General features: G+C 48.1%; 17 protein-coding genes. 7 read left to right on the top strand and 10 right to left on the bottom strand.

What is annotated here, in order from left to right; all coding sequences use genetic code 11:
• Positions 1 to 277: 277 nt before the first annotated feature.
• A complete protein-coding gene (locus NDI33_RS25670) occupies positions 278 to 400 on the bottom strand; it encodes a photosystem II reaction center protein Ycf12 (RefSeq protein WP_190414819.1) in 123 nt (40 codons plus the stop codon).
• A 263-nt stretch (positions 401 to 663) separates the two neighbouring features.
• Here NDI33_RS25670 and NDI33_RS25665 point away from each other — a divergent pair, with 263 nt between their 5' ends.
• The 4 genes from NDI33_RS25665 (at position 664) to NDI33_RS25650 (ending at position 3,280) form a co-directional block, all read left to right on the top strand.
• Positions 664 to 1,014: a YkgJ family cysteine cluster protein gene (locus tag NDI33_RS25665; RefSeq protein ID WP_190679243.1), complete on the top strand. Its 351-nt coding sequence runs from the start codon at positions 664 to 666 to the stop codon at positions 1,012 to 1,014.
• A 208-nt stretch (positions 1,015 to 1,222) separates the two neighbouring features.
• Positions 1,223 to 1,549: a TMEM165/GDT1 family protein gene (locus NDI33_RS25660; protein WP_347275957.1), complete on the top strand. Its 327-nt coding sequence runs from the start codon at positions 1,223 to 1,225 to the stop codon at positions 1,547 to 1,549.
• Positions 1,550 to 1,645: 96 nt separating this feature from the next.
• Positions 1,646 to 1,948 carry a TMEM165/GDT1 family protein gene (locus NDI33_RS25655; protein WP_190414788.1) on the top strand — a complete coding sequence of 101 codons (303 nt, stop codon included), beginning with the start codon at positions 1,646 to 1,648 and terminating at the stop codon, positions 1,946 to 1,948.
• Positions 1,949 to 2,092: 144 nt separating this feature from the next.
• Positions 2,093 to 3,280 carry a serine/threonine-protein kinase gene (locus NDI33_RS25650; protein ID WP_190679241.1) on the top strand — a complete coding sequence of 396 codons (1,188 nt, stop codon included), beginning with the start codon at positions 2,093 to 2,095 and terminating at the stop codon, positions 3,278 to 3,280.
• 48 nt (positions 3,281 to 3,328) lie between these two features.
• On the opposite strand, the gene NDI33_RS25645 is transcribed toward NDI33_RS25650, so the two are convergent.
• Entirely contained in the window at positions 3,329 to 6,874 is a 3,546-nt protein-coding gene (locus NDI33_RS25645; RefSeq protein ID WP_190679239.1) for a DNA polymerase III subunit alpha, read from the bottom strand.
• Between the two features lie 65 nt (positions 6,875 to 6,939).
• Positions 6,940 to 8,397: an Asp-tRNA(Asn)/Glu-tRNA(Gln) amidotransferase subunit GatA gene (gene gatA / locus NDI33_RS25640; protein ID WP_190414791.1), complete on the bottom strand. Its 1,458-nt coding sequence runs from the start codon at positions 8,395 to 8,397 to the stop codon at positions 6,940 to 6,942.
• 236 nt (positions 8,398 to 8,633) lie between these two features.
• Here gatA and NDI33_RS25635 point away from each other — a divergent pair, with 236 nt between their 5' ends.
• A complete protein-coding gene (locus tag NDI33_RS25635; RefSeq protein ID WP_190679231.1) occupies positions 8,634 to 9,422 on the top strand; it encodes a thioredoxin domain-containing protein in 789 nt (262 codons plus the stop codon).
• A 112-nt stretch (positions 9,423 to 9,534) separates the two neighbouring features.
• Here the strand turns inward: NDI33_RS25635 and NDI33_RS25630 are convergent, their stop codons facing one another.
• Positions 9,535 to 12,681 (bottom strand): PAS domain S-box protein, encoded by a 3,147-nt coding sequence (locus NDI33_RS25630; protein ID WP_190679229.1) that lies wholly within the window; start codon positions 12,679 to 12,681, stop codon positions 9,535 to 9,537.
• A gap of 526 nt (positions 12,682 to 13,207) precedes the next feature.
• On the opposite strand from NDI33_RS25630, the gene NDI33_RS25625 reads away from it, so the two are divergent.
• Positions 13,208 to 13,924, top strand: a complete 717-nt coding sequence (locus tag NDI33_RS25625) for a CAP domain-containing protein (protein ID WP_190525279.1) — start codon at positions 13,208 to 13,210, stop codon at positions 13,922 to 13,924.
• Positions 13,925 to 13,929: 5 nt separating this feature from the next.
• Positions 13,930 to 14,781 carry an alpha/beta hydrolase gene (locus NDI33_RS25620; RefSeq protein WP_190525280.1) on the top strand — a complete coding sequence of 284 codons (852 nt, stop codon included), beginning with the start codon at positions 13,930 to 13,932 and terminating at the stop codon, positions 14,779 to 14,781.
• A gap of 220 nt (positions 14,782 to 15,001) precedes the next feature.
• Here NDI33_RS25620 and NDI33_RS25615 read toward each other — a convergent pair whose 3' ends face one another.
• From NDI33_RS25615 to trpD, 6 genes are all read right to left on the bottom strand, one after another.
• Positions 15,002 to 15,289 (bottom strand): DUF1816 domain-containing protein, encoded by a 288-nt coding sequence (locus tag NDI33_RS25615; protein WP_190414796.1) that lies wholly within the window; start codon positions 15,287 to 15,289, stop codon positions 15,002 to 15,004.
• Between the two features lie 61 nt (positions 15,290 to 15,350).
• Positions 15,351 to 16,616, bottom strand: a complete 1,266-nt coding sequence (gene rlmB / locus NDI33_RS25610) for a 23S rRNA (guanosine(2251)-2'-O)-methyltransferase RlmB (protein WP_190679227.1) — start codon at positions 16,614 to 16,616, stop codon at positions 15,351 to 15,353.
• Positions 16,617 to 16,620: 4 nt separating this feature from the next.
• On the bottom strand, positions 16,621 to 17,058 hold the full coding sequence (locus NDI33_RS25605; RefSeq protein WP_242028867.1) for a ribonuclease III domain-containing protein: 438 nt from the start codon (positions 17,056 to 17,058) through the stop codon (positions 16,621 to 16,623).
• Positions 17,059 to 17,398: 340 nt separating this feature from the next.
• A complete protein-coding gene (locus NDI33_RS25600) occupies positions 17,399 to 17,767 on the bottom strand; it encodes an anti-sigma factor antagonist (protein ID WP_190414821.1) in 369 nt (122 codons plus the stop codon).
• Positions 17,768 to 17,989: 222 nt separating this feature from the next.
• A complete protein-coding gene (carA, locus tag NDI33_RS25595; protein ID WP_190414798.1) occupies positions 17,990 to 19,141 on the bottom strand; it encodes a glutamine-hydrolyzing carbamoyl-phosphate synthase small subunit in 1,152 nt (383 codons plus the stop codon).
• A gap of 247 nt (positions 19,142 to 19,388) precedes the next feature.
• Positions 19,389 to 20,513 carry an anthranilate phosphoribosyltransferase gene (gene trpD / locus NDI33_RS25590; protein WP_190414799.1) on the bottom strand — a complete coding sequence of 375 codons (1,125 nt, stop codon included), beginning with the start codon at positions 20,511 to 20,513 and terminating at the stop codon, positions 19,389 to 19,391.
• Positions 20,514 to 20,516: the final 3 nt, after the last annotated feature.

Raw genomic sequence — 20,516 nt, 5'->3', positions numbered from 1 at the left:
GGATGCGACCATTTTTGACGGTTTGAGTAGATGCACAAATGGGACAGACGGGCATAAGAGGAAAATATCACAAAGAAACTCTTCTTCTCCATCATTACATCTTGGGCACTACCCCTAAGTTTTCTGAGAAAGCAAGATAAGATTTTTTAAGGCAAAGTAACGCAAAGGGATTTGCCAAGTTACGCAAAGCTATCTGCTCATCCTTCGCGTAGACTCTGCGCTATCCTTTGCGGTACTTTGCGTTGAAAATACGATTTTGTGTCAAAATGCCAGTCTTTTAGAGGTCGCCGCCTCGAAATGCCAGCACGAAGATAACTGCTGGGCCAGCAAGCATAATTACCGCCACAAAGCCTAGCTGAGCAATGACTTCCCAGTTGATGCTGCTCAAACCGCTGAACAAGTCGCTGAAAATCTCCATTTGTCCTGCCTTTCTACGGGTATTTACAATGTGTTGATTTGAATAGCTAATTGGCAAATTTTGCCATCTAATCTTACCCAGCGATCGCGTCTTTTATTTAAAGAACTTTACAAAAGTATAAACAATGACAAAAAACCCTCAGAAAGTCGTTTCTTGTGGCTGGCAAGGAAAAACATCTCTCCAAGGCGCGATTTATCGCGTCTAAACTGAAGAGACGAGAACTTTTTGAAAGATGGTTTGGAACAATGCCGACTTGGCGATGTGTTAAGCAATGTGGAGCCTGCTGTCATCTCGATCCAGCAGATCGCCCGGACTTAGATCAATATCTCACGCCGGAGGAGTTACAGGTATATCTGAGCATGGTCGGCGAAGGGGGATGGTGTGTGAATTTCGATCGTGAGACGCGAGAATGTCAGATTTATCTAGATCGTCCTCGCTTTTGTCGGGTGCAAGCAGATGTTTTTGAGGAATTGTACGGTATTGAGCCAGAGGAACTCAATGACTTTGCGGTTGAGTGTTGCCGCGAACAGATTGAAGGCGTTTATGGCGATCGCTCTTTAGAAATGATCCGATTTAACCAAGAAGTTGGCTTTTGAGACAGATTAGGAACTTAAATCTTCTGCAAGCAACCAAAGGTTGATATTTGTACCATATTCTGAGAAAATGAAAAGAATATGAAAATTAGCTAGCGTTGAGCCTAACTCAATAGTGAAACTTTCTGCACTGCCTCCTAGCCTGCCTGCCTTAGAGCGTCCTAGCGCCCAGGTACCTGCTGTTGAATCAGCGCCTTCACCCTCTTCAAAGATTAGCCATTCTAAATCTCAAAAGCCAAAAGTGAAGCTTTTCCAGCGGGTGCCTTGGACAGTCTTTAGCTCCACGTTCTTGACGATCTTTTTGGCAGAAATGGGAGATAAAACTCAGGTGGCAACGCTGCTGATGAGTGCAGAATCTCAGTCGCCGTGGTTGGTGTTTGCGGGTGCGGCGGTGGCACTAATCGCCACAAGCTTGGTGGGTGTATTGTTGGGGCGCTGGCTGGCAACTCGGCTGTCTCCTAAAACCTTGGACATGGCAGCGGGAGCTTGTTTGCTTTTCGTTTCTGTGATGTTGCTGTGGGATGTCGTGCATTTTTAAGTTGCAAGATTTTCACGTTGCAAGGTTGGCACGTTGTAAAGTTCAACCTGTCAGCGATTCAAAACTTTCAACCTTTAACCCTTCCAACCTTCAACTATGGATTGGCATCTTCTCGGAATTAGTTTCATCACGGTATTTTTGGCGGAGATTGGAGATAAGAGCCAATTGGCAGCGATCGCGCTTAGTGGCAGTTCTAAATCTCCCCGCGCCGTGTTTCTCGGAACGATCGCCGCACTGCTGCTGGCTAGCTTCCTGGGAGTCATTGCTGGGGAAGGCGTGGCGGTGCTGTTGCCTGCGCGGTTACTCAAAGCGATCGCAGCCATTGGGTTTGCCTTAATTGCCGTCCGCTTGTTGTGGCCCGATACCGATGTGCCAGAAGATTTAGAAGAGACACCGTAAAGATCGGGTTTGGGCTTTGAGTTCTTACATTGGGAAGAAACTTCCAGCCAGAAAAACATTAATTCTGGAAAAAGCCCGTAAAAAGACAAGGCTTTAGCGCTAGGAGTGTCAACATAGATTTAGTCAGTTGCAGCGCTTCCCACTATGAGCTATTGCCTCAATCCAGCTTGCCCAAACCCTCAAAATCCCTCTGATACAAAGTTTTGCCTGACTTGCGGCACTAAGTTGCTGCTCAAAGACCGCTACCGTGCCATCAAACCGATTGGGCAAGGCGGTTTTGGTAGAACTTTTTTGGCAGTGGATGAAGACAAACCTTCTAAACCGCGCTGCGTAATCAAGCAGTTTTACCCGCAAGCCCAAGGCACCAGCACGGTTAAAAAGGCAATTGAGTTATTTAACCAAGAAGCGATGCGGCTGGATGAACTGGGTAAACATTCCCAGATTCCCGAATTACTGGCATATTTTACTCAAGACGATCGCCAGTATTTGGTGCAAGAGTTTATCGATGGGCAAAACTTAGCCCAAGAATTGGCACAGGTGGGTGCTTTTAGCGAATCTCAGATTCGTCAGTTGCTGAGTGATTTATTGTCAGTGCTGCAATTTGTCCACAGCCAACAAGTGATTCACCGAGATATTAAGCCAGAAAATATTATTCGCAGAAGTCGCGATCGCAAGCTCGTTCTGGTTGATTTCGGCGCGTCTAAAGTTGCCACCACTAACGCCCTCAACCAAACGGGAACCAGCATTGGCAGCCCTGAATATGTGGCACCAGAGCAAGCCAGAGGCAAAGCTTCTTTCGCTAGCGATATTTATAGTTTAGGCGTCACCTGCATTCATCTATTAACTCAGCGCTCTCCGTTTGACTTGTACGATATTAACGAAGATGCTTGGATTTGGCGGCAATATTTAATCTCTAAAGTTAGCGATTCGCTGGGCAAAATTCTGGACAAAATGCTGCAAACTGCTCCCAGTCGGCGCTATCAATCAGTAGAAGAAGTCTTGAAAGACCTGAATCCTTCGCCAGCCCAAGTCACGGTAATTTCTCATACACCGGCGACACCTGCCAAGCCTCTGAAATCATCGCCAGTGACACCACCCGTTGCCAACAAGCCCCCTAACCCATCCAAAAGCCAAATTGATATTGAATTAGAGGCTTTAAAAGCCGAAATAATGGGTGGTAGCACCGCCAAAAACGAAAATCAAAAATCGGCGTCCCCACAACCTCCATCTTCAAATCCTGCTAAAGCTAACAGCCAGGTCGATCTGGAATTGGAGGAGCTAAAAAGTCAGTTTCTGGGATCTCCAACGCCCAAAAAGCCCCCTCAGAGCTAGCGCCTTGGGGATGGCTGTTTGGAAGGCACCGCCATCAATTAAACAATCTCAAACAGCGATCAGAGGCTGAACGCGAGCCGGAAAACCCGCCGAATTGAGCGCCTCAACCGCTGTGTTGTGGTCTTGCACCCAGAATTGACGACCAAGGCGAACGGTTAAGTGCCGCTGTCCTCCTTTCACCGTTGCAATCACCGGGACATTTGCTTTGTCTTTATCGCCTGAGTGTTCTTGGAGATTGGTCATCAAGCGATGCTGTTCCGCAATGTCACCCGCTTGATGAGGTGTCAGTTCCACCATCACCATCCGCACTTGTTCAATGGGTTCTGTATCCTCAACGATCAGCTGAGTTTTATCGTCTCGCCTGTCTACTTTTCCCCAAATAATCAGGCGATTATCCACGACCAGATGTAAGTGAATGCGTTCGTAAGTTTTCGGAAAGACGACGGCTTCAGATTGACCTGTTAAGTCTTCGATTTGCAAGATCGCCATGCGATCGCCTTTTTTGGTGACTACGGGTTTAATCCCGCTGACTATCACAATGGCGCTAAGAGTCGTATCCTCCCGCTGGTCGCCAAGTTCGCTAAGATTAATCGGAGCGAGAATTTGAGCGGATTTCCGCACAGATTTAAGGGGATGGTCAGAGACGTAAAAGCCTAGCAGTTCTTTCTCAAAATGTAACTTTTCGTGTTGAGAAAAATCAGGGATGGCTGAAGCCTTGGGAGCAGATTCAAAGCTACTTTCTGTTGTCGTATTTCCAAAGTCAAAGAGATTTCCCTGACCGCTGGCTCGGTCTTTGGCGCGGTTTTGTCCCCAAGGGAGAACTAGCTCAAGGTCTTTGCTTAATTGCTGTCGGTTGGGTTCGAGGGTATCAAACGCACCGCATTTGATCAAAGCTTCTAAGGCGCGACTGTTAACCGTGCGAAGATCCACGCGATCGCACAAATCAGCCAAAGACTTAAAATTGCCCCCGGTTTCCCGTGCTGCCAAAAGACACCGAATTGCCCCCTCTCCCACATTTCGGACTGCCGACAATCCGAATAAAATACTATTTTGCAGGGGTGTAAAATCAACTCCCGATCGATTAATATCTGGCGGCTCCACTTGAATATTCATACTCAAACAAGTGGTGATATATTTTTGCACCTTATCCTGGTCGCCACTGTTAGAGGTCAGCAGCGCTGCCATGTATTCAACCGGATAATTTGCCTTTAAATATGCCGTTTGATAAGTTACATACGCATAAGCAGTTGAATGGGATTTATTGAAGCAATATTCGGCAAATTTAACCATCTGCTCGAATAAATCTTCAGCAATCTTTTCCTTTACCCCATTTTTAGCAGCTCCATCAATAAAGGCTTCTCGATGCTTTTGCATTTCCGAAACCTTCTTTTTGCCCATCGATCTCCTCAATAAGTCTGCTTGACCTAGAGAATATCCAGCTAAATCCTGAGCCATTTTCATAATTTGTTCTTGATAAACAAGAACCGCATAGGTTTCTTGCAGAATTGGCTCTAGTAAAGGATCGACATACTTGATTTCTTCTCGACCATGCTTGCGGTTAATAAACAGAGGAATCAGACCCGCATCTAATGGTCCCGGTCGATAGAGAGCAAGAATTGAGGAAATATCTTCGATGCTAGAAGGCTTTAGGTCGCGCACAATCTGACGCATCCCAGAAGACTCTAATTGAAAGATGCCTTCTAATTCACCTTTTTCTAATACTTCGTAGGTCTTTTGAATATCCGGGGGTATTTTTTTAACTTCACTTTTGGCTAAGATTTTCTGAGCTTTTCTTTCGTCAAGTGGAAGTTGATCGGGATCGAGGGTAATATTTTTATTTTGCTTAATTAAATCGATGCTTTTCTGGATCATGGTTAAGTTTCTTAAACCCAGAAAGTCCATTTTCAATAACCCCAGCGATTCCAAGTCTTCCATGAAATACTGGGTAATAACTGAGCCGTCATTATTTCGTTGTAGCGGCACAATTTGATCTAAAGGTTCTGCTGAAATCACGACACCGGCAGCGTGTACCCCAAAAGTTTTGTTCGTTCCTTCAATTCGCATTGCCATATCAATCCAATGGCGAACGATGGGGTCATTATTGTATTTTTCTTTAAACTCTGGTGCGGGGGTATCATCCGAAATCATCACCTTGAGTTTTGTTGGCTTACCTCGCACTACTGGGATCAGTTTTGCCATTTTGTCTGCATCCCCATAGGGAATATTCAACACTCTAGCGACATCTTTTAACACCGCTTTAGACGTGAGGCGGTTAAAGGTAATAATCTGCGCCACCCTATCCGTGCCATACTTTTGGGTGACATATTCAATCACTTTGTCCCGTTGTTCAATGCAGAAATCCGTATCAATATCCGGCATCGATTTCCGTTCTGGGTTTAAAAATCGCTCGAATAGTAACCCATGATGGACGGGATCGATGTTAGTAATTTTTAAGGCATAAGCAACCAGAGAACCCGCCGCAGAACCGCGACCAGGCCCCACTGGAATATTATTATCTCTGGCATATTTGATATAATCCCAAACAACTAGAAAGTAAGTTGAAAATCCCATCTGTTGCATCATTTTCAACTCATACTCCAGCCGCTCTTTGTAGATGGGATCGACTTCAGCACGAGAGCGATAACCAAACCGTTCTAAAAGACCTTTCCAGGTAACATCTTCGAGAAAAGTATCGGCGGTGTAGTCGGCTGGGATGGGATAATCGGGAAGACGAGGCTCACCAAGGATGTTGTAAGGTTGAACTTTGTCTGCGACTTCTAGGGTATTTGCGATCGCTTCCTCAATTACGTCGTCCGGTAGATGATCTCGAAACAGATATTTCATCTCCTCAGCGGATTTCAGATATTCAGTACCGCTGTAGCGCATCCGATTATCTTCAGAAATCAGTTTTCCGGTCTGAATACATAACAATGCGTCGTGAGCTTCGACATCGTTGCAGGAAATAAAATGGGAATCATTCGTAGCGACAATTTTGATGTTTAATTCTCGTGCAATTTTGACAATTTCAACGTTAACGAGGCGGTCTTCTTGAGAACCGTGGTCTTGAATTTCTAAATAAAAATCATCACCAAAAACATCTTTATACCACTGAGCAGTTCGACGAGCAACATCAGGTCGGCGCTGAAGAATTGCTTGGGGAATTTCACCGCCCAAACAAGCACTGGTGACAATTAAACCTTCGTGGTATTCAGCTAATAATTCTTTGTTGATACAAGGACGGGCAAAAATTCCTTTCCCCTGATAACCTTTAAGATGGGAAATTGTTGTTAATTTAACTAGGTTTTTATAGCCTTTTGTATTTTTAGCTAATACAACTTGGTGATATTTTTTTCTGCCGCGCTTTTGTTCTTCAATATCACCATTAACGACATACATTTCATTGCCAATAATTGGCTTAATCGTTTTCCCACGACAAACCTTAATTAGCTCAATCGCGCCATACATAACACCGTGGTCTGTGAGCGCGATCGCAGGCATCCCCAATTTCAATGCTTGATCCACCAGTTCCGGTAACTGACTGGCACCATCCAGCAAACTGTAATCACTGTGAACGTGCAAACCAACAAAAGACATATTCGGTAATCGGTAATTGGTAATCGATAATCGGTAATCGGTGATGCCAATTACCGATTACTAATCTAGAGTTTTGGAGCGCGTAGATGCCAATCAGTTGCTTGCTCATAGGCATAAGCAACTTGCAGTAGCAAATCTTCTCGCAACACGTTACTCATCATCTGTATCCCAATCGGTAATCCCTGATCATCGAATCCACAAGGTAAACTCAATCCAGGCAAACCTGCGAGATTTAAAGGAATCGTCATCAGGTCATTTAAATACATACTCAAGGGATCTTCGCTATTTTCCCCTGCTTTAAATGCGGTGGTGGGAGCAGTGGGAGACACTAAGATATCCACTCTTTCAAAAGCCCGTTGGAAGTCTTGTTTAATCAAAGTGCGGACTTTTTGCGCTTTCAGATAATAGGCGTCGTAATATCCTGCTGAGAGAGCATAAGTGCCTAACATGATCCGCCGCTTGACTTCGGTGCCAAAACCAGCGGAGCGAGTTTGAGTATACATTGACAATAGATTGTCCGCGTCAGGCGTCCGGAAGCCATACTTCACGCCGTCATAACGGGCGAGATTGGCGGATGCCTCAGAAGGAGCAATGATGTAATAAGTGGGCAAACCGTAGCGGAAGCGGGGACAGGAAATTTCTTGAATTTCGGCTCCCAAATTTTGTAGCTGCTCAATCGCTTTTGTAACTGCCTGCCAGACGCAGGAGTCTACACCTTCGCCAAAAGTTTCTTTAATAAAACCTACTCTCAGCTGACCTCTAGGTCTAAGGTCAGGTCGCAGGGATTTGGCGTAGTTGGGTATTTTAACGTCGAGACTGGTGGAGTCCTTGGGATCGTAACCCGCGATCGCTCCCAGTAAAATTGCCGCATCTTCGACTGTCCGCGCAAATGGCCCAATTTGGTCCAAAGAAGACCCATAAGCAACCAGACCAAAACGGGAAACCAGCCCATAAGTCGGTTTTAATCCGACAACGCCGCAGAAAGACGCTGGCTGACGGATAGACCCCCCTGTATCGGAACCGAGAGACACCACACACTCTCTTGCCGCCACCGCCGCCGCCGAACCGCCAGACGATCCTCCCGGCACCCGCTGTAAATCCCAAGGGTTGGCGGTGACTTGATAGGCAGAGCTTTCTGTAGAACTGCCCATCGCAAACTCATCCATATTCGTTTTGCCCACCATCACCGCACCAGCATCTGCCAGTTTTTGGGTCACGGTTGACTCGTAGGAGGGGACAAAATTTTCCAAAATCTTGGAACCGCAAGTGGTGCGAATTCCCTGGGTACAGAGATTGTCCTTGATGCCAATGGGAATGCCAGCCATCAGCCCAATTTCTTCACCAGCAGCGATTTTGGCATCCACAGCTTGAGCCTGTTCTAATGCTCTCTCTGCCGTCACGCTCAAAAAACTATTCAATTTCGGCTCTAGTGCCTGAATGCGGTCTAAAGCTTCTTGAGTGAGTTCTACAGCGGAGCGTTCTTTACTAATGAGTTGTTTGTGCAACTCGCGGATGGATGGCATGCTTTGCTTCTACCTTTAGTGACTCAAAGTCCAGATATTTAGTATAGGTCGTGGTTTAGACGCGGTGGTTAATTCAGCAATCCTTTGGGATTGTGAAATTTTAGCGGGAAGTTTGGCAAACCCGGAAATGCCGAACCGAAGGTTGTTCTACACAAGACATCCCTTTCCCGACGCTGTCCAGTTACCCTCCAAGTCGAGCATACTGGATCGTGTCCGTAACACACGCCAGGTCAATTATGCGTCGATTTCAGTTTTGCGCGATCGCTCCCATGCGCTTTCTCGCTCAGAAAGTTTTGAGACTCGTAACCCTATTGCTATTGTCTCTAACATTTTTCGGTTGGACACTTCCAGCGCAAGCCGCTAGCCAAATTAGTCCGCGATTGGAAGAGCAAATTTTGCAGGTGATTCGTCAGCACCCAGAAGTAATTCTGGAGTCGGTTCAGGCATATCAGCAGCAACAACAACAGCGGCTAAGCCAAGCCCAGCAGTCATTTTTGCAGCAGTTCAAGACCAATCCTAAGGCAGTGATTGGTGCCTCTCCGACGACGGGAACAGAGTCGTCAAAGGTTGTGCTAATCGAATTTTCAGACTTTCAGTGTCCTTATTGTGCCCAAGCGCATGACACGCTAAAGGAGCTGATCGCAAAGCATCCGGATGAAGTGACTTTAGCTTACAAGCATTTTCCCCTCGCTCCGATCCATGCGGAAGCCATGCCAGCAGCTAAAGCGGCTTGGGCGGCAGATCGGCAAGGCAAATTCTGGGAATACCATGATGCTTTATTTGCCAAGCAAGAAAAATTGGGCGAGGAGTTGTATGTGGAGATTGCCCAAACACTTAACTTGGATTTAGAGCAATTTAACCGCGATCGCGCTAGCGATACGGCTAGTGCTGCGATTGGACAGGATGTTCAGCTAGCCGAGAGTTTAGGGCTTGCAGGCACTCCCTTTTTCTTGATCGATACTGAGACTTTCTCAGGTCCTATCCAACTGTCAGATATGGAAAATCTACTCACTGCTGCCAAGTAGTTCCAGCGTCATCAAGATTGAATCTGGATGGAGCGCTTTAAGCGTTCATTGCCTTTGAGCGCTTCTAACAGCCTCAGTCATTTAGCTGTACCTGAGTTGACAGAATGCCAGATTACAGAGAGGCTGTCACTTTGGTAACTAAAGGCAGTGTAATCAGAAACTCAGCTCCCTTACCGGGAGAAGAAATGCACTCCAGCTGACCACCATGTTTTTCGACGACCACTTGGTAGCTGATAGACAAGCCCAATCCGGTGCCTTTACCAATCGACTTGGTGGTAAAGAAAGGTTCAAACAGGCGCTGTCTAACCGTTTCAGTCATCCCCCGCCCATTGTCAGCGATGCGGATTTGCACCTGCTGGGGGTTCAGTAACTGGGTATAAATGGTGATTCGGCTGGGATTTTCTTTGATGTCCTGAGGCGATCGCTGAGCGTCCCGTTCGTCTAGGGCATCCATCGCATTGGAAAGTACATTCATAAACACCTGATTCAACTGACCGGCGTAGCATTCCACCAAGGGCAAATTTCCGTATTCCTTGATGATTTCAATGCCGCGACGGTCAGATTTGTCTTTCAGACGGTTGTGCAGGATGGTTAGCGTGCTGTCAATGCCTTCGTGAATGTTGACAGCTTTCACTTCTGCCTCATCCATGCGTGAGAAGTTGCGGAGTGCCAGCACGATCTCCTGAATTCGGTCGGCTCCAACTTTCATCGACGATAGCAGCTTCGGCAAGTCTTGCATCAGGAATTCTAGGTCAATCGCTTCAGCTTCTTCCTGAATTTCTGAATGTGGGTGAGGATAGTGCGTTTGATACAGTTCCAGCAACCTCAGCAAGTCTTGCATATAGTTGTTGGCATAAGTGAGATTGCCGTAGATGAAGTTGACGGGGTTGTTAATTTCATGGGCAACGCCAGCAACTAACTGTCCCAGACTGGACATTTTTTCAGTTTGTACCAATTGCGCCTGAGTCTGCTGGAGTTCCTTGAGTGTCTGCTCTAACTCGTGTGCTTTAGTACGGGTTTGATTGTACAGGTCTGCCTGGTTGAGCGCGATCGCAAACTGCTCTATCACGCCCTGTAGCAACTCGACCTCGCTATCGTTCCAGAAACGCGGTTCGGTGCTGTGGCTACAGCAAATTGCGACAACCATACCCCCAGGTAACTGAACGGGGATAATCAGTACTGTTCGCATTCCTAGCGTGCGTACAAAGTCTCGCCAAGTGGGATCTTCTACCGTCTCGATATCTTCTATTCGTAAGGTTTCCAGCTTTAGAAGTTTGGTCGCTAACACACCGAATGCCGATGCAGGATAGCGTCCGGTCAAATCGGGTAGGTGAGAAAGGCGAACTTCCGGAGAAATTTCCCAGTATGGCTCCTCTACATTGCCGTGATACCAGCCAAGATGACATCGATCGGTCTGAAGGACTTTCTGGATTTCGTGCAATGTTGTCTCTAAGATGGCATCAAAGTCAAGAGAATTGCGAATCTGGTTTGTGAGCCGATTAATTAACTGTTCGCGCTGTGCTTGCTCTTTTAGCTGCTGAACGGACAATCGCAAGGCATCTTCTACCCGTTTGCGTAAGCGAAGCTCGTCGTAGACATCGCTAATATCCCTCGTGATGACAACGATACCCAGAATGTTACCGTGAGCATCCCGCCAAGGAGCTTTTGTGGTTAAAAAGGTGGTGTTGATGTCACCATTAGAAACCACTTCCTCATAAGCTTCAGTAACGCCTGCTTCCATAATCTGACGGTCTCTCGCCATGATTTGGTGGGCAATGTCGGGAGGTAGCAGTTCAGAATCGTCTTTGCCAAGAATCTCCTCAATTGGCTTTCCAAAGAAGTTTGCCAAATTAGAGTTGAGCGCGATATGACGCCCCTGCCGATCTTTGACAAGGATGAAGTCTGGTGTACTTTCCAAAATAGAGCCTAAGATGGCATTGCGTTCGCGCAGGACTGCTTCCGCTTGTTTGCGTTCGTCTTCGACGCGCTTGCGATCGCTGATATCCGTCGAAATCCCACCCAGCGCGTAAGGCACACCAGCTTCATCCAGAATTGGGAAATGCACCGAAACGTAGGTATGCAAACCATCTTCATGGAGGATAACTTCTTCTGAGACGATGGCTTTTCCCCCTGCCAGAATCCGTCGGTCGTTCTGTGTAAACTGCTGAGCCATTTCTTGGGGAAACAAGTCGTAATTCGTCTTTCCTTTAATCTCCTCTCTGGTAATGCCAAATAACCGTTCAAATTCCCGATTAACCCGAATGTGTCGTCCTTGAATATCCTTTAAATAAATCACTGCCGGACAGTTATCGATAATCGCTTGCAGTTCTGCCTCGCTCTCTTTCAAAGCGGCTTCTGCCTGCTCTCGTTCTCGAATTTCGTCTTGCAGGTGTGCCACCACCGCTCGGAGTTCCTGGGTGCGTTCCTCGACTCGTTGTTCTAGCTCTAGCTTCCCTTGGTTCAGTGCTGCTTCCGCTTCCTTTCGCTCCGTGATATCCAGCAGCACCCCACAGAAGATGATTTCACCCTGATTGTTTTTTGTAGGGATAGAACTACTACCCTGCCACCAGCGTATCTCTCCATTTGGCTTGATTAATCGCCCTTCATAGTGCCAAGGGATGGATTGCTCAATCACTTCAGTGACCGATGCATAATAGCTTTCTAAGTCGTCAGGATGCACCTGACGAATGAACGCGCCGAAATCTGCCATCACCACCTCAGCCGTCACGCCTAGGAGATTCCAGATTCCTTCACTCATATAATCTACTCTCCAGACATCCTTCCGGTTGGTGAACTGGAAAATCACCCCAGGTAGATTCGCGGTGGTATCTTTAAAGCGTGCCTCCTTAACGGCTAAAGCCGCCTCAGCTTGTTTGCGCTCCGTGATATCTTCGATTGCCAGGATGATGCCGCCCATCACTCCGGTTTCATCTTGCCAAGGACGAATCTCCCATTTGCGCCAACCAGTTGAGCCATCCGTTCGCTGAAACGGTTCTTCTACCAACATCTCGACTGCTTCGGTCAAACAACGTTGGTATGCTGCCTGTAAGGGTTCCCAATCCGAGGGGCAAACTTCAGGATGCGATCGCCCAATAATTTCTGGTTGCTTCAGTCCCAGTTCGCTCAACCACCGCTGGCTGAAGAGCAGATAATTGAGGTTGCTATCGAGAATGGCAGCCGCCAAGGGTAGGTTTTCAATGAATTGGAAACAAAGGCAATCGTGCTTCATCTGGCTCTGAGCCGGGAAGTGCTGTTTCATGAATTAGGGATTGGTTCCTACACTGGAGAGTATCCAATACTGCGGCTTCTGCCCCTCCCCATCTGCATACCAAAGTGCATGATGACGAAGAGGATTCAATATCTAGAGTTCCCTCTACACAAAGGCTAGTAACATTTCTGGAAATAACGAATTGCAAAAAAACTAGAATTATTCTGCGTATATAGATAAGTTTTATCGCTGACAAATACAAGTGAGAGGCATGCTACCACTCCGCCTTACCAGCGCCCTAAATTCTGAATCAGTTCAGCACAAAAATTTTATTGTGTCGAATTATACAAACTTACTGAACGCGGCTTCCAAGCTAACTTCAAGGCTAAGTAGTACGCGATCGCACCGATGACATCGACTGTAACGCGATTCAAAATGAAACTCAGCTAGCACAAACACTGAAAATTTTAGACGATCCCCTCGTAGTCAAAAATGGGGAAACTTTCTCGTCGGGTGCTGTCTATTTATCTAATACGGACAGTTTATCAACTCGTGGCAGCGAGTCTTAAAGTAACTTATGCGTCGAATTCAATTTTGGGCATTTGCCCCCATCGTTCTACTCGCTACGTTCTCTCCTTTGATGGTTCAAGCGCGGCAGCCTCTAGCAAATGTTAGCGGTAATATTGTCCCCGTTGGTTTTTCTCAAGAAGGCTCTCTCTTGCTAGCGCAGGCAACTACTCTCTCACCGCTGGAACAAGGAGTGATTGCTGAAATGAATAAGGCGCGGAAAAATCCCGCCGCCTATGCCGCCGTACTGGAGAATTGGAAAAAACGCTTCCAAGGTAAGCAAGTGAGAATGTCTGGAAACATCTTTTTACAAACCCAAGAAGGTGTGAAAGCCGTCGATGAAGCGATTCGCTTCCTGAAATCCACTCGTCCTCTCCCACCTCTAAGTGCATCTAAAGGGATGTCATTGGGGGCTAGGGATCATGTGAAAGACCAAGGACCAAAAGGTAAGGTTGGTCACAATGGGAGCGATCGCAGCGATCCGTTTTCTCGCATCAACCGCTACGGTTCCTGGCAAACCACCGCAGCCGAAAATATTAGTTACGGCTCTGACACCCCTCAATCTATCGTCATGCAGTTAATCATTGATGATGGAGTTCCGGATCGCGGTCACAGAAAAAACATTTTCAACCCGGCTTTCCGAGTCGCAGGAGTGGCTTTTGGGTCTCACGCAAAATACAAATCGATGTGCGTGATTACCTATGCTGGAGGATATAAAGAGAAATAGGCTTCATGCATCACTCGTCCTCTTCATCTCATCACCTCAGCGTTCTCCGCCAGGGAAAAGGCTTTCCAATTCTCTGTCTACACGGTCATCCGGGGTTAGGCAGCAGTATGTCTGTCTTCACTAACCACTTATCCCAAAAATTCCAAACTTTTGCCCCTGACCTCCGGGGATACGGCAATAGTCGCATCAAGGGTAATTTTAGAATGGAAGACCATTTAACCGATTTGGAGGCGCTTCTAGACCGCTTCCAGATTGAGCGTTGCCTGGTATTGGGTTGGTCGTTAGGGGGGATTTTGGCGATGGAGTTGGCGCTGAAGCTACCAGAGCGAGTCACGGGTTTGATTTTGATTGCCACAGCAGCACGCCCCCGTGGGAATCATCCGCCAATCAGCTGGCAGGATAATTTCTACACGGGGCTGGCTTCGATCGTGAACCGAGTACAGCCTGGGTGGGAGTGGAATATCGAGACCTTTGGGAAGCGATCGCTCTATCGCTACCTGATCGGACAACATACCCCTGGCGCTTACCGCTACCTCGCATTGGAAGCGATGTCAGCTTACTTGCAAACCTCAGCGGCGGCAACGCAGGCACTCAATACTGCTCTGAGAGCTGGTTACAACCGATTGGCGGATCTCCAGCAAATCCAATGTCCGAGTTTGATGCTGGCAGGAGCAAGCGATCGCCACATCACCCCTGAGTCCAGTTTAGAAACGGCTCATCACCTCAAGGATTGCCAATGGCACTGCTACCCGAATACCGCTCATTTATTTCCCTGGGAAATTCCCGAACGGGTACTGCGGGACATTGACTTTTGGCTCGATAGCCATCCACAAGTCGTGACGCCAGCCGGAGTTTAGATACCATCGTCGCCTCACCCTGTCCCGAAGTGATGCAGCCCCGACCAGAGGAGATGCATGTTCAAGTCTGGTATCCTTCCAATCTTGTGAATTCTTAGCATCCCAGAAGCATCTATTCCTAGCGAGCGTACCCCTCTGGCAAACCCAGAAAGGTTAGGGGTAAGGTGCCAAAGATGGGGATTCAAAGGAAGTAGATATCACCTGTGAAAAAGCTCAAAACCTAAGAAGGCTGACCGCTAAAAAACGTGGCTGTTCTTTGGCGGTCAAAACGCTCCCCCGACTCATCGTAAATCGTCAGCTTCTCTGGCTTACAGCGCTTCACAGTAGCCTTAATGCCTTTCGCTCCTTCTGCTTCCAGGTCTTCGATATAACCAGCTTTGGTTCTATCAGCTTCCTGGGAGCTGAGGAAAGGGCCAAAGTAGTAAGTACAACGGGGGTTGTCTGTGACAATCTCAACCCACGAAGCCCATCCAAAGAAGTGGAGAATGTTAATCAAGAATTCCTTCATGTTTTTGGCCTATCTTAGGGGATACAAAGCAGTCTTCTAAAAGGTTGTTCTTTACATTCTGTTATATTCTGTCATCTTTCTTTTTGAAAGTCTCTTTTGAAAGATTATTCAAGTAGAGCCGATTCGACCAGCGCTGACGATATATCTCATAAAGAGCCATTCCCCCTGCGACTGACGCATTCAGGCTCGGTGTGTTTCCCTGTAGCGGAATCGAAATCAAGAAGTCACAACACTTTTGTGTCAGAAGATTCAATCCTTCACCTTCAGAACCAATCACCAATACTACTGGCCCAGTAAATTGAGTAGTGTGTAACATTTGACCATCGCCTGCGGCGGTGCCATAAATCCAAAAGCCAGCCGCTTTCAATTCTTCTAAGGCACGGCTGAGGTTAACCACTCTGGAAACAGGAAAAGTTTCTAAAGCTCCGACTGCCACTTTCATGACGGCGGATGTGATTCCCACTGCTCGTCGTTGAGGGATCACCAATCCCTGGGCACCCAAAGCTTCTGCCGTGCGAATAATCGCTCCTAGATTGTGGGGATCGGTAATGCCATCCGCTACCACCAGCACTGGCTGCTCCGAGACGGATTTTGCCTGAGCGATTAACTCACTCAGGTCAGTGTAAGCGTAGGGTGCGACTTGAGCGACCACTCCTTGGTGATTTGCCCCGTGGCTAATTTGCTCTAAGCGGCGCGCACTAACTTCATCGATTACCGTTCCCCGTTCCTTGGCTTTCAGTAGGAGGGAGTGAAACCGGGAATCATAACGCAAATTTGGCAGTATCCAAACCCGATTCAGCTGGCGATGTTTTTCCAACGCTGTGAGGACAGGATGCCGTCCATAAATCAGATCGCTTTCTTCTTCGGGTGCGGCTGCTGCTGCTCGATCCTCGTCCTGAAAACGACCTCTGGGGATCTCCCGTTCGTGACGGTTGGGAATTGACTTCTTTGGCTTGAAGTTGTCTGTCGGGCGCGTGTCAATTGAGTCTGTGTTTTTGTGGCGGGAAGCAGGACGGATTTGTTGACGCTCCCGGCGCGTGTCAGTTAAGTCTGTGTCTTTGTGGCGGGAAGCAGGACGGATTTGCTGACGCTCCCGGCGCTGGAGAATTGGCTTGACTTGCTCGTGCTTCCCAACTGGGCGCGAATCCCGATTGACATCCTCGTTATCAGAGAAGGAACGATCCTGGGGCGTCTGTTGCTCTACAATTCGCTTCCCAATCCGATTGTCCCCAAGACGCTTTGGGAAGGCACGCTTGGCTCGAATGGGCTTCCCTCGACTGGCGCTGGATCTGCTTGGAGGCTGAGGGCGGCGATGTTGATCGGCCATATTGTTAAGAATCTTTAACTTGTGGAAGTGGATTTAGCTCTAAGTAGCTCAGCAGCTGATTCAATCGCTGGGGATCTGTTAGGTAAAGATAGCCCATCAAAGTCTCTAAGCTGCTAGCTTGTTGATAAATTTCGGGATCGAGGCGCTTGGGACGACCTGCCGCAGCGTTACGTCCCCGCCGCAAGATTTCTAATTCTGTGTTGGTAAGGTGGGGTTCGAGCGATCGCAATGCTTTTGCCTGACTTTCAGCTCTCACTTGCGCCACTACCATGTCATGATAAGCGTGGGATCGCTTGGGTGGCAGTAGATAAAAACTACGGATATAAAGCTCATACACGGCATCTCCTAGATAAGCTAAAGACGCCGGGGAAATCCGCTGAATTTGCGTGCGACGATCTGCGATCGCCCAGATCGAGTTCAACGATATTTTGGTTTCACCCAGTACGGGGTTAGTATTCAGCCAATCTGAACACTCTTCCTCCTGTGAACTCACATCTATGCCCTACCTCGCCCTCTAGTTGATCTTAATGCTTTTGCCTGAAAATCAGGGGATGGGGAGTCGGGAGTCGGGAGTCGGTAGGGGGTAATCGGTAATTACCTGTTCCCTTGTCTCCTGCGCCTCTGCACTGCTGCTCTTTGTTTCCCCATCATTCCCGGTTCAGGACTTTTGAAAATGATTGGGGCGGGGGCTTTAGAACCCGCCCCTCAAGCGCGAGTAGCCGAATCATCGCGGCATACGAAAAGCGCATCCGCGCCGCTACGCGATCGCGCCTCTGTATAGGTCAAGCAGGCTTGACATTCTCCAATGCCGCTTCGACTGAAGGCTGCAATGACAGAAACTGTTCTAAGCGAACCAGCTTGACAGTTTGAGTCACTCGGGCATTTGTAACAATTTGCAAACTACCCTCAAGGCTTTGAGCCTTTTTCACCAGCTGCACTAGAGCGCCCAATCCAGAGCTATCAACAAAATCAATTTTGGAAAGATCCAGCACAACGTTGCTGGGTCCATCTTCAATACACTTGCTGATAACTTTCCGAAATGTGGGTTCGGAAAAAGCATCCAATAAGCCTGTGAGGCGGAATAGCTGATAATTGTCCCTAACTTCGCGAGTGCCTCTTAAGCTGACAGTTAGGGTTAGTGGCTCAGGAATAACACCCTCCTAGCTGGATTGTCCTTAGTCGAGGCTTTATTATAAAACACAATGCGCGGATATACGCATCTGTTGTAATTCGTCCTTAGTTATTCGCGACCGAGCAAGGATATTAAGACTTTCTACTTCATCCGGGACACCCTTCACCCCTCTTTCCCCCTCTCCCTCAAAGAGGGGGAAATCTACTCGCTAACGGGTCTTATCGAGGCAATGAGATCGCATCTAGGCGCTACGCTTATGCGATCGCATCTGCTCAACAAATTGCTCAAACAGATAGTCGGCATCGTGAGGGCCAGGGCTGGCTTCTGGGTGATACTGCACGGAAAAGAAGGGTAGAGATTTGTGACGCAACCCAGCCACGGTGCGGTCGTTCAGGTTTAGGTGGGTAATTTCTACTTCTGGATTTAGAGAATCTGCGTCAATGGCAAACCCGTGATTTTGGCTAGTAATCTCCACTCGCTGCTTCTCAAAACCGGCGGGTTGATTTAAGCCCCGATGACCAAATTTGAGCTTGAAGGTGTCAGCCCCCAGCGAAAGACCAAGAATTTGGTGCCCCATGCAGATCCCAAACATCGGTTTCTGGCTTTCTAGCAGCGCCCTTGTGGTTTCGATGCCTTCGGTGACAGCAGCGGGATCGCCGGGACCATTGGAAAGAAAAATTCCATCCGGGTTGTGCTTGAGAATTTCTTCGGGGGGTGTATTGGCGGGAACCACGACCACGCGGCAACCGTAACTCGCCAGACGCCGCAGGATGTTCCGTTTGATGCCAAAATCAATGGCAACCACCGTGAGGGGTTCCCCGCTTTCTGAGGGGATTCCAGGGCTAAATTCCCAACTCGACTCGGTGGGGTCAGACCACTCATAGACTTTGGCAGTGGTCACTTCCCGAACTAGATTCAATCCTGCCATGCTGGGAGCTTCTTGCACTTTCTCCAACAATTCAACGGGGTCAAGAATTTCGGTGGAAATTGCGCCATTCATGGCACCAGCAGAGCGAATCTTTCGGGTAAGGGCACGGGTATCGATGCCGTAAATGCCTGGAATGTTGTGTTGCTTGAGATAATCGGGCAAAGACTGGCTGGAACGCCAATTGCTGGGACGGGAGGCAATGTTACGAGCGATCGCGCCCCGCACTTGGGGACCATTCGATTCTTCATCATCTAGATTGACACCAGTGTTGCCTAATTCTGGATAGGTAAAGGTGACAATCTGACCGCAGTAGCTGGGATCTGTCAAGACTTCCTGGTAGCCGGTGATACCTGTGTTAAAGACCACTTCACCGATAGCTGTTCCAGGAGCACCAAAAGACCAGCCTTTGTACGACGTGCCATCGGCAAGGACGAGCAGAGCTGGTTGAGGAGAAGAAATAGACATAAGGGAGTGGTTAGTTTTTAGAAATTACTTCTTAGTTGGTAAGTTAGCATCTCACAGCCGTTGGGATAAGAGGTAGGGGGTACTGTGTGAGAATGCGATCGCATTTGGCAGCTCCTAATTGAAGGGGCGACGATAGCAATTTCAAGGTTGGGTGTATTGGATAGTAGGGGCATGACATTGCCATGCCCCTACTATCGGGAGACCTACTGTATAAACATCGCCCATTCAAAAAAACATGAGCGAATGGCTAATTTTTCAGAAACTCAACTAACTGCTCCAACTTCGACCAGGCAGTACCGCTACTCAAGATTTCTCTAGCCATTGTAATGCCCTCCGCATGGCTACCCATTGCGATCGCGCCCCCAACTTGGAGTGCCAACGCCGCATTTAAAGCCACTACATCTTGCTGTGCAGATGTTCCTTTTCCTTGAAGGACATCGCGCAAAATTTCGGCATTTTCCTCAACATCTCCACCCCGAATCGACGTGGTGGGTGCTGGTGTCAAGCCTAATTCGTGGGGATGCAGCGTTGTCAGTTGTACCTCACCACCAGACAGCACTGCTAAATCTGTCGCGTCTGCTAATCCAGCTTCATCCAGTTTCTCTCGTCCGTGCAGAACAATTGCCTGCTGAGTTCCTAACTGTCCTAAAGCATGGGCAATCGTCACGACCAGGTTAGGATCGCACACCCCAATGATCTGCCCGGTAGGGCGTAACGGATTTACTAATGGGCCTAATAAATTAAAGACCGTCCGCACTTTCAAGGTTCGCCGCAGCGATGCCACGGCTTTGAGCGCTGGGTGCCAACCGGGTGCAAATAAAAAGGTAATCCCGACTTCTTCTAGTGCGGCTTGTGCTTTCTCACTGCTGGCGTTTAGGTTAACTCCCAGCGCTTCCAAGACATCCGCCGATCCAACTTTGCTCGAAGCCGAGCGATTGCCATGTTTGGCAACTGAGACGCCAGCAGCAGCGGCTACAAAGGCAACAGCGGTAGAGATATTAAAGGTTGATGCCCCATCTCCACCAGTTCCACAGGTGTCAATGACTGGAGTGAGGATGGGGGACTGTGGGCGCTTCGCCTTCTCGGCGAGTGGGCTGAGTGGGGAGGATTGAGACTGCAACACCTGAGCCATCCCAGCGAGTTCGTCTGCCGAAACCCCCTTTGCTTGCAGGGCGGCTAAAATTGCCCCCGATAGCACTGGTGGAATTTCCTCGTTTAACCATGCCTGCATGAGAGAGGCGGCTTGGTCATGAGGCAGGGATTGCCGATCGAGTAGCTGTTGTAGCAGGTTAGGCCAAATGGATGTGTCGGTAGAAGCGATCGCTCCTGTCGTCCCAGCATCTTGGCTTATCAGTGAAGGAGTATTAGTCATTGA

Source organism: Trichocoleus sp. DQ-A1 (assembly GCF_039961955.1).
GTDB lineage: Bacteria > Cyanobacteriota > Cyanobacteriia > Cyanobacteriales > FACHB-T130 > FACHB-T130.
The sequence above is the reverse complement of the archived record's forward strand: the minus strand, read 5'-3'. Positions and strand labels throughout refer to the sequence as shown.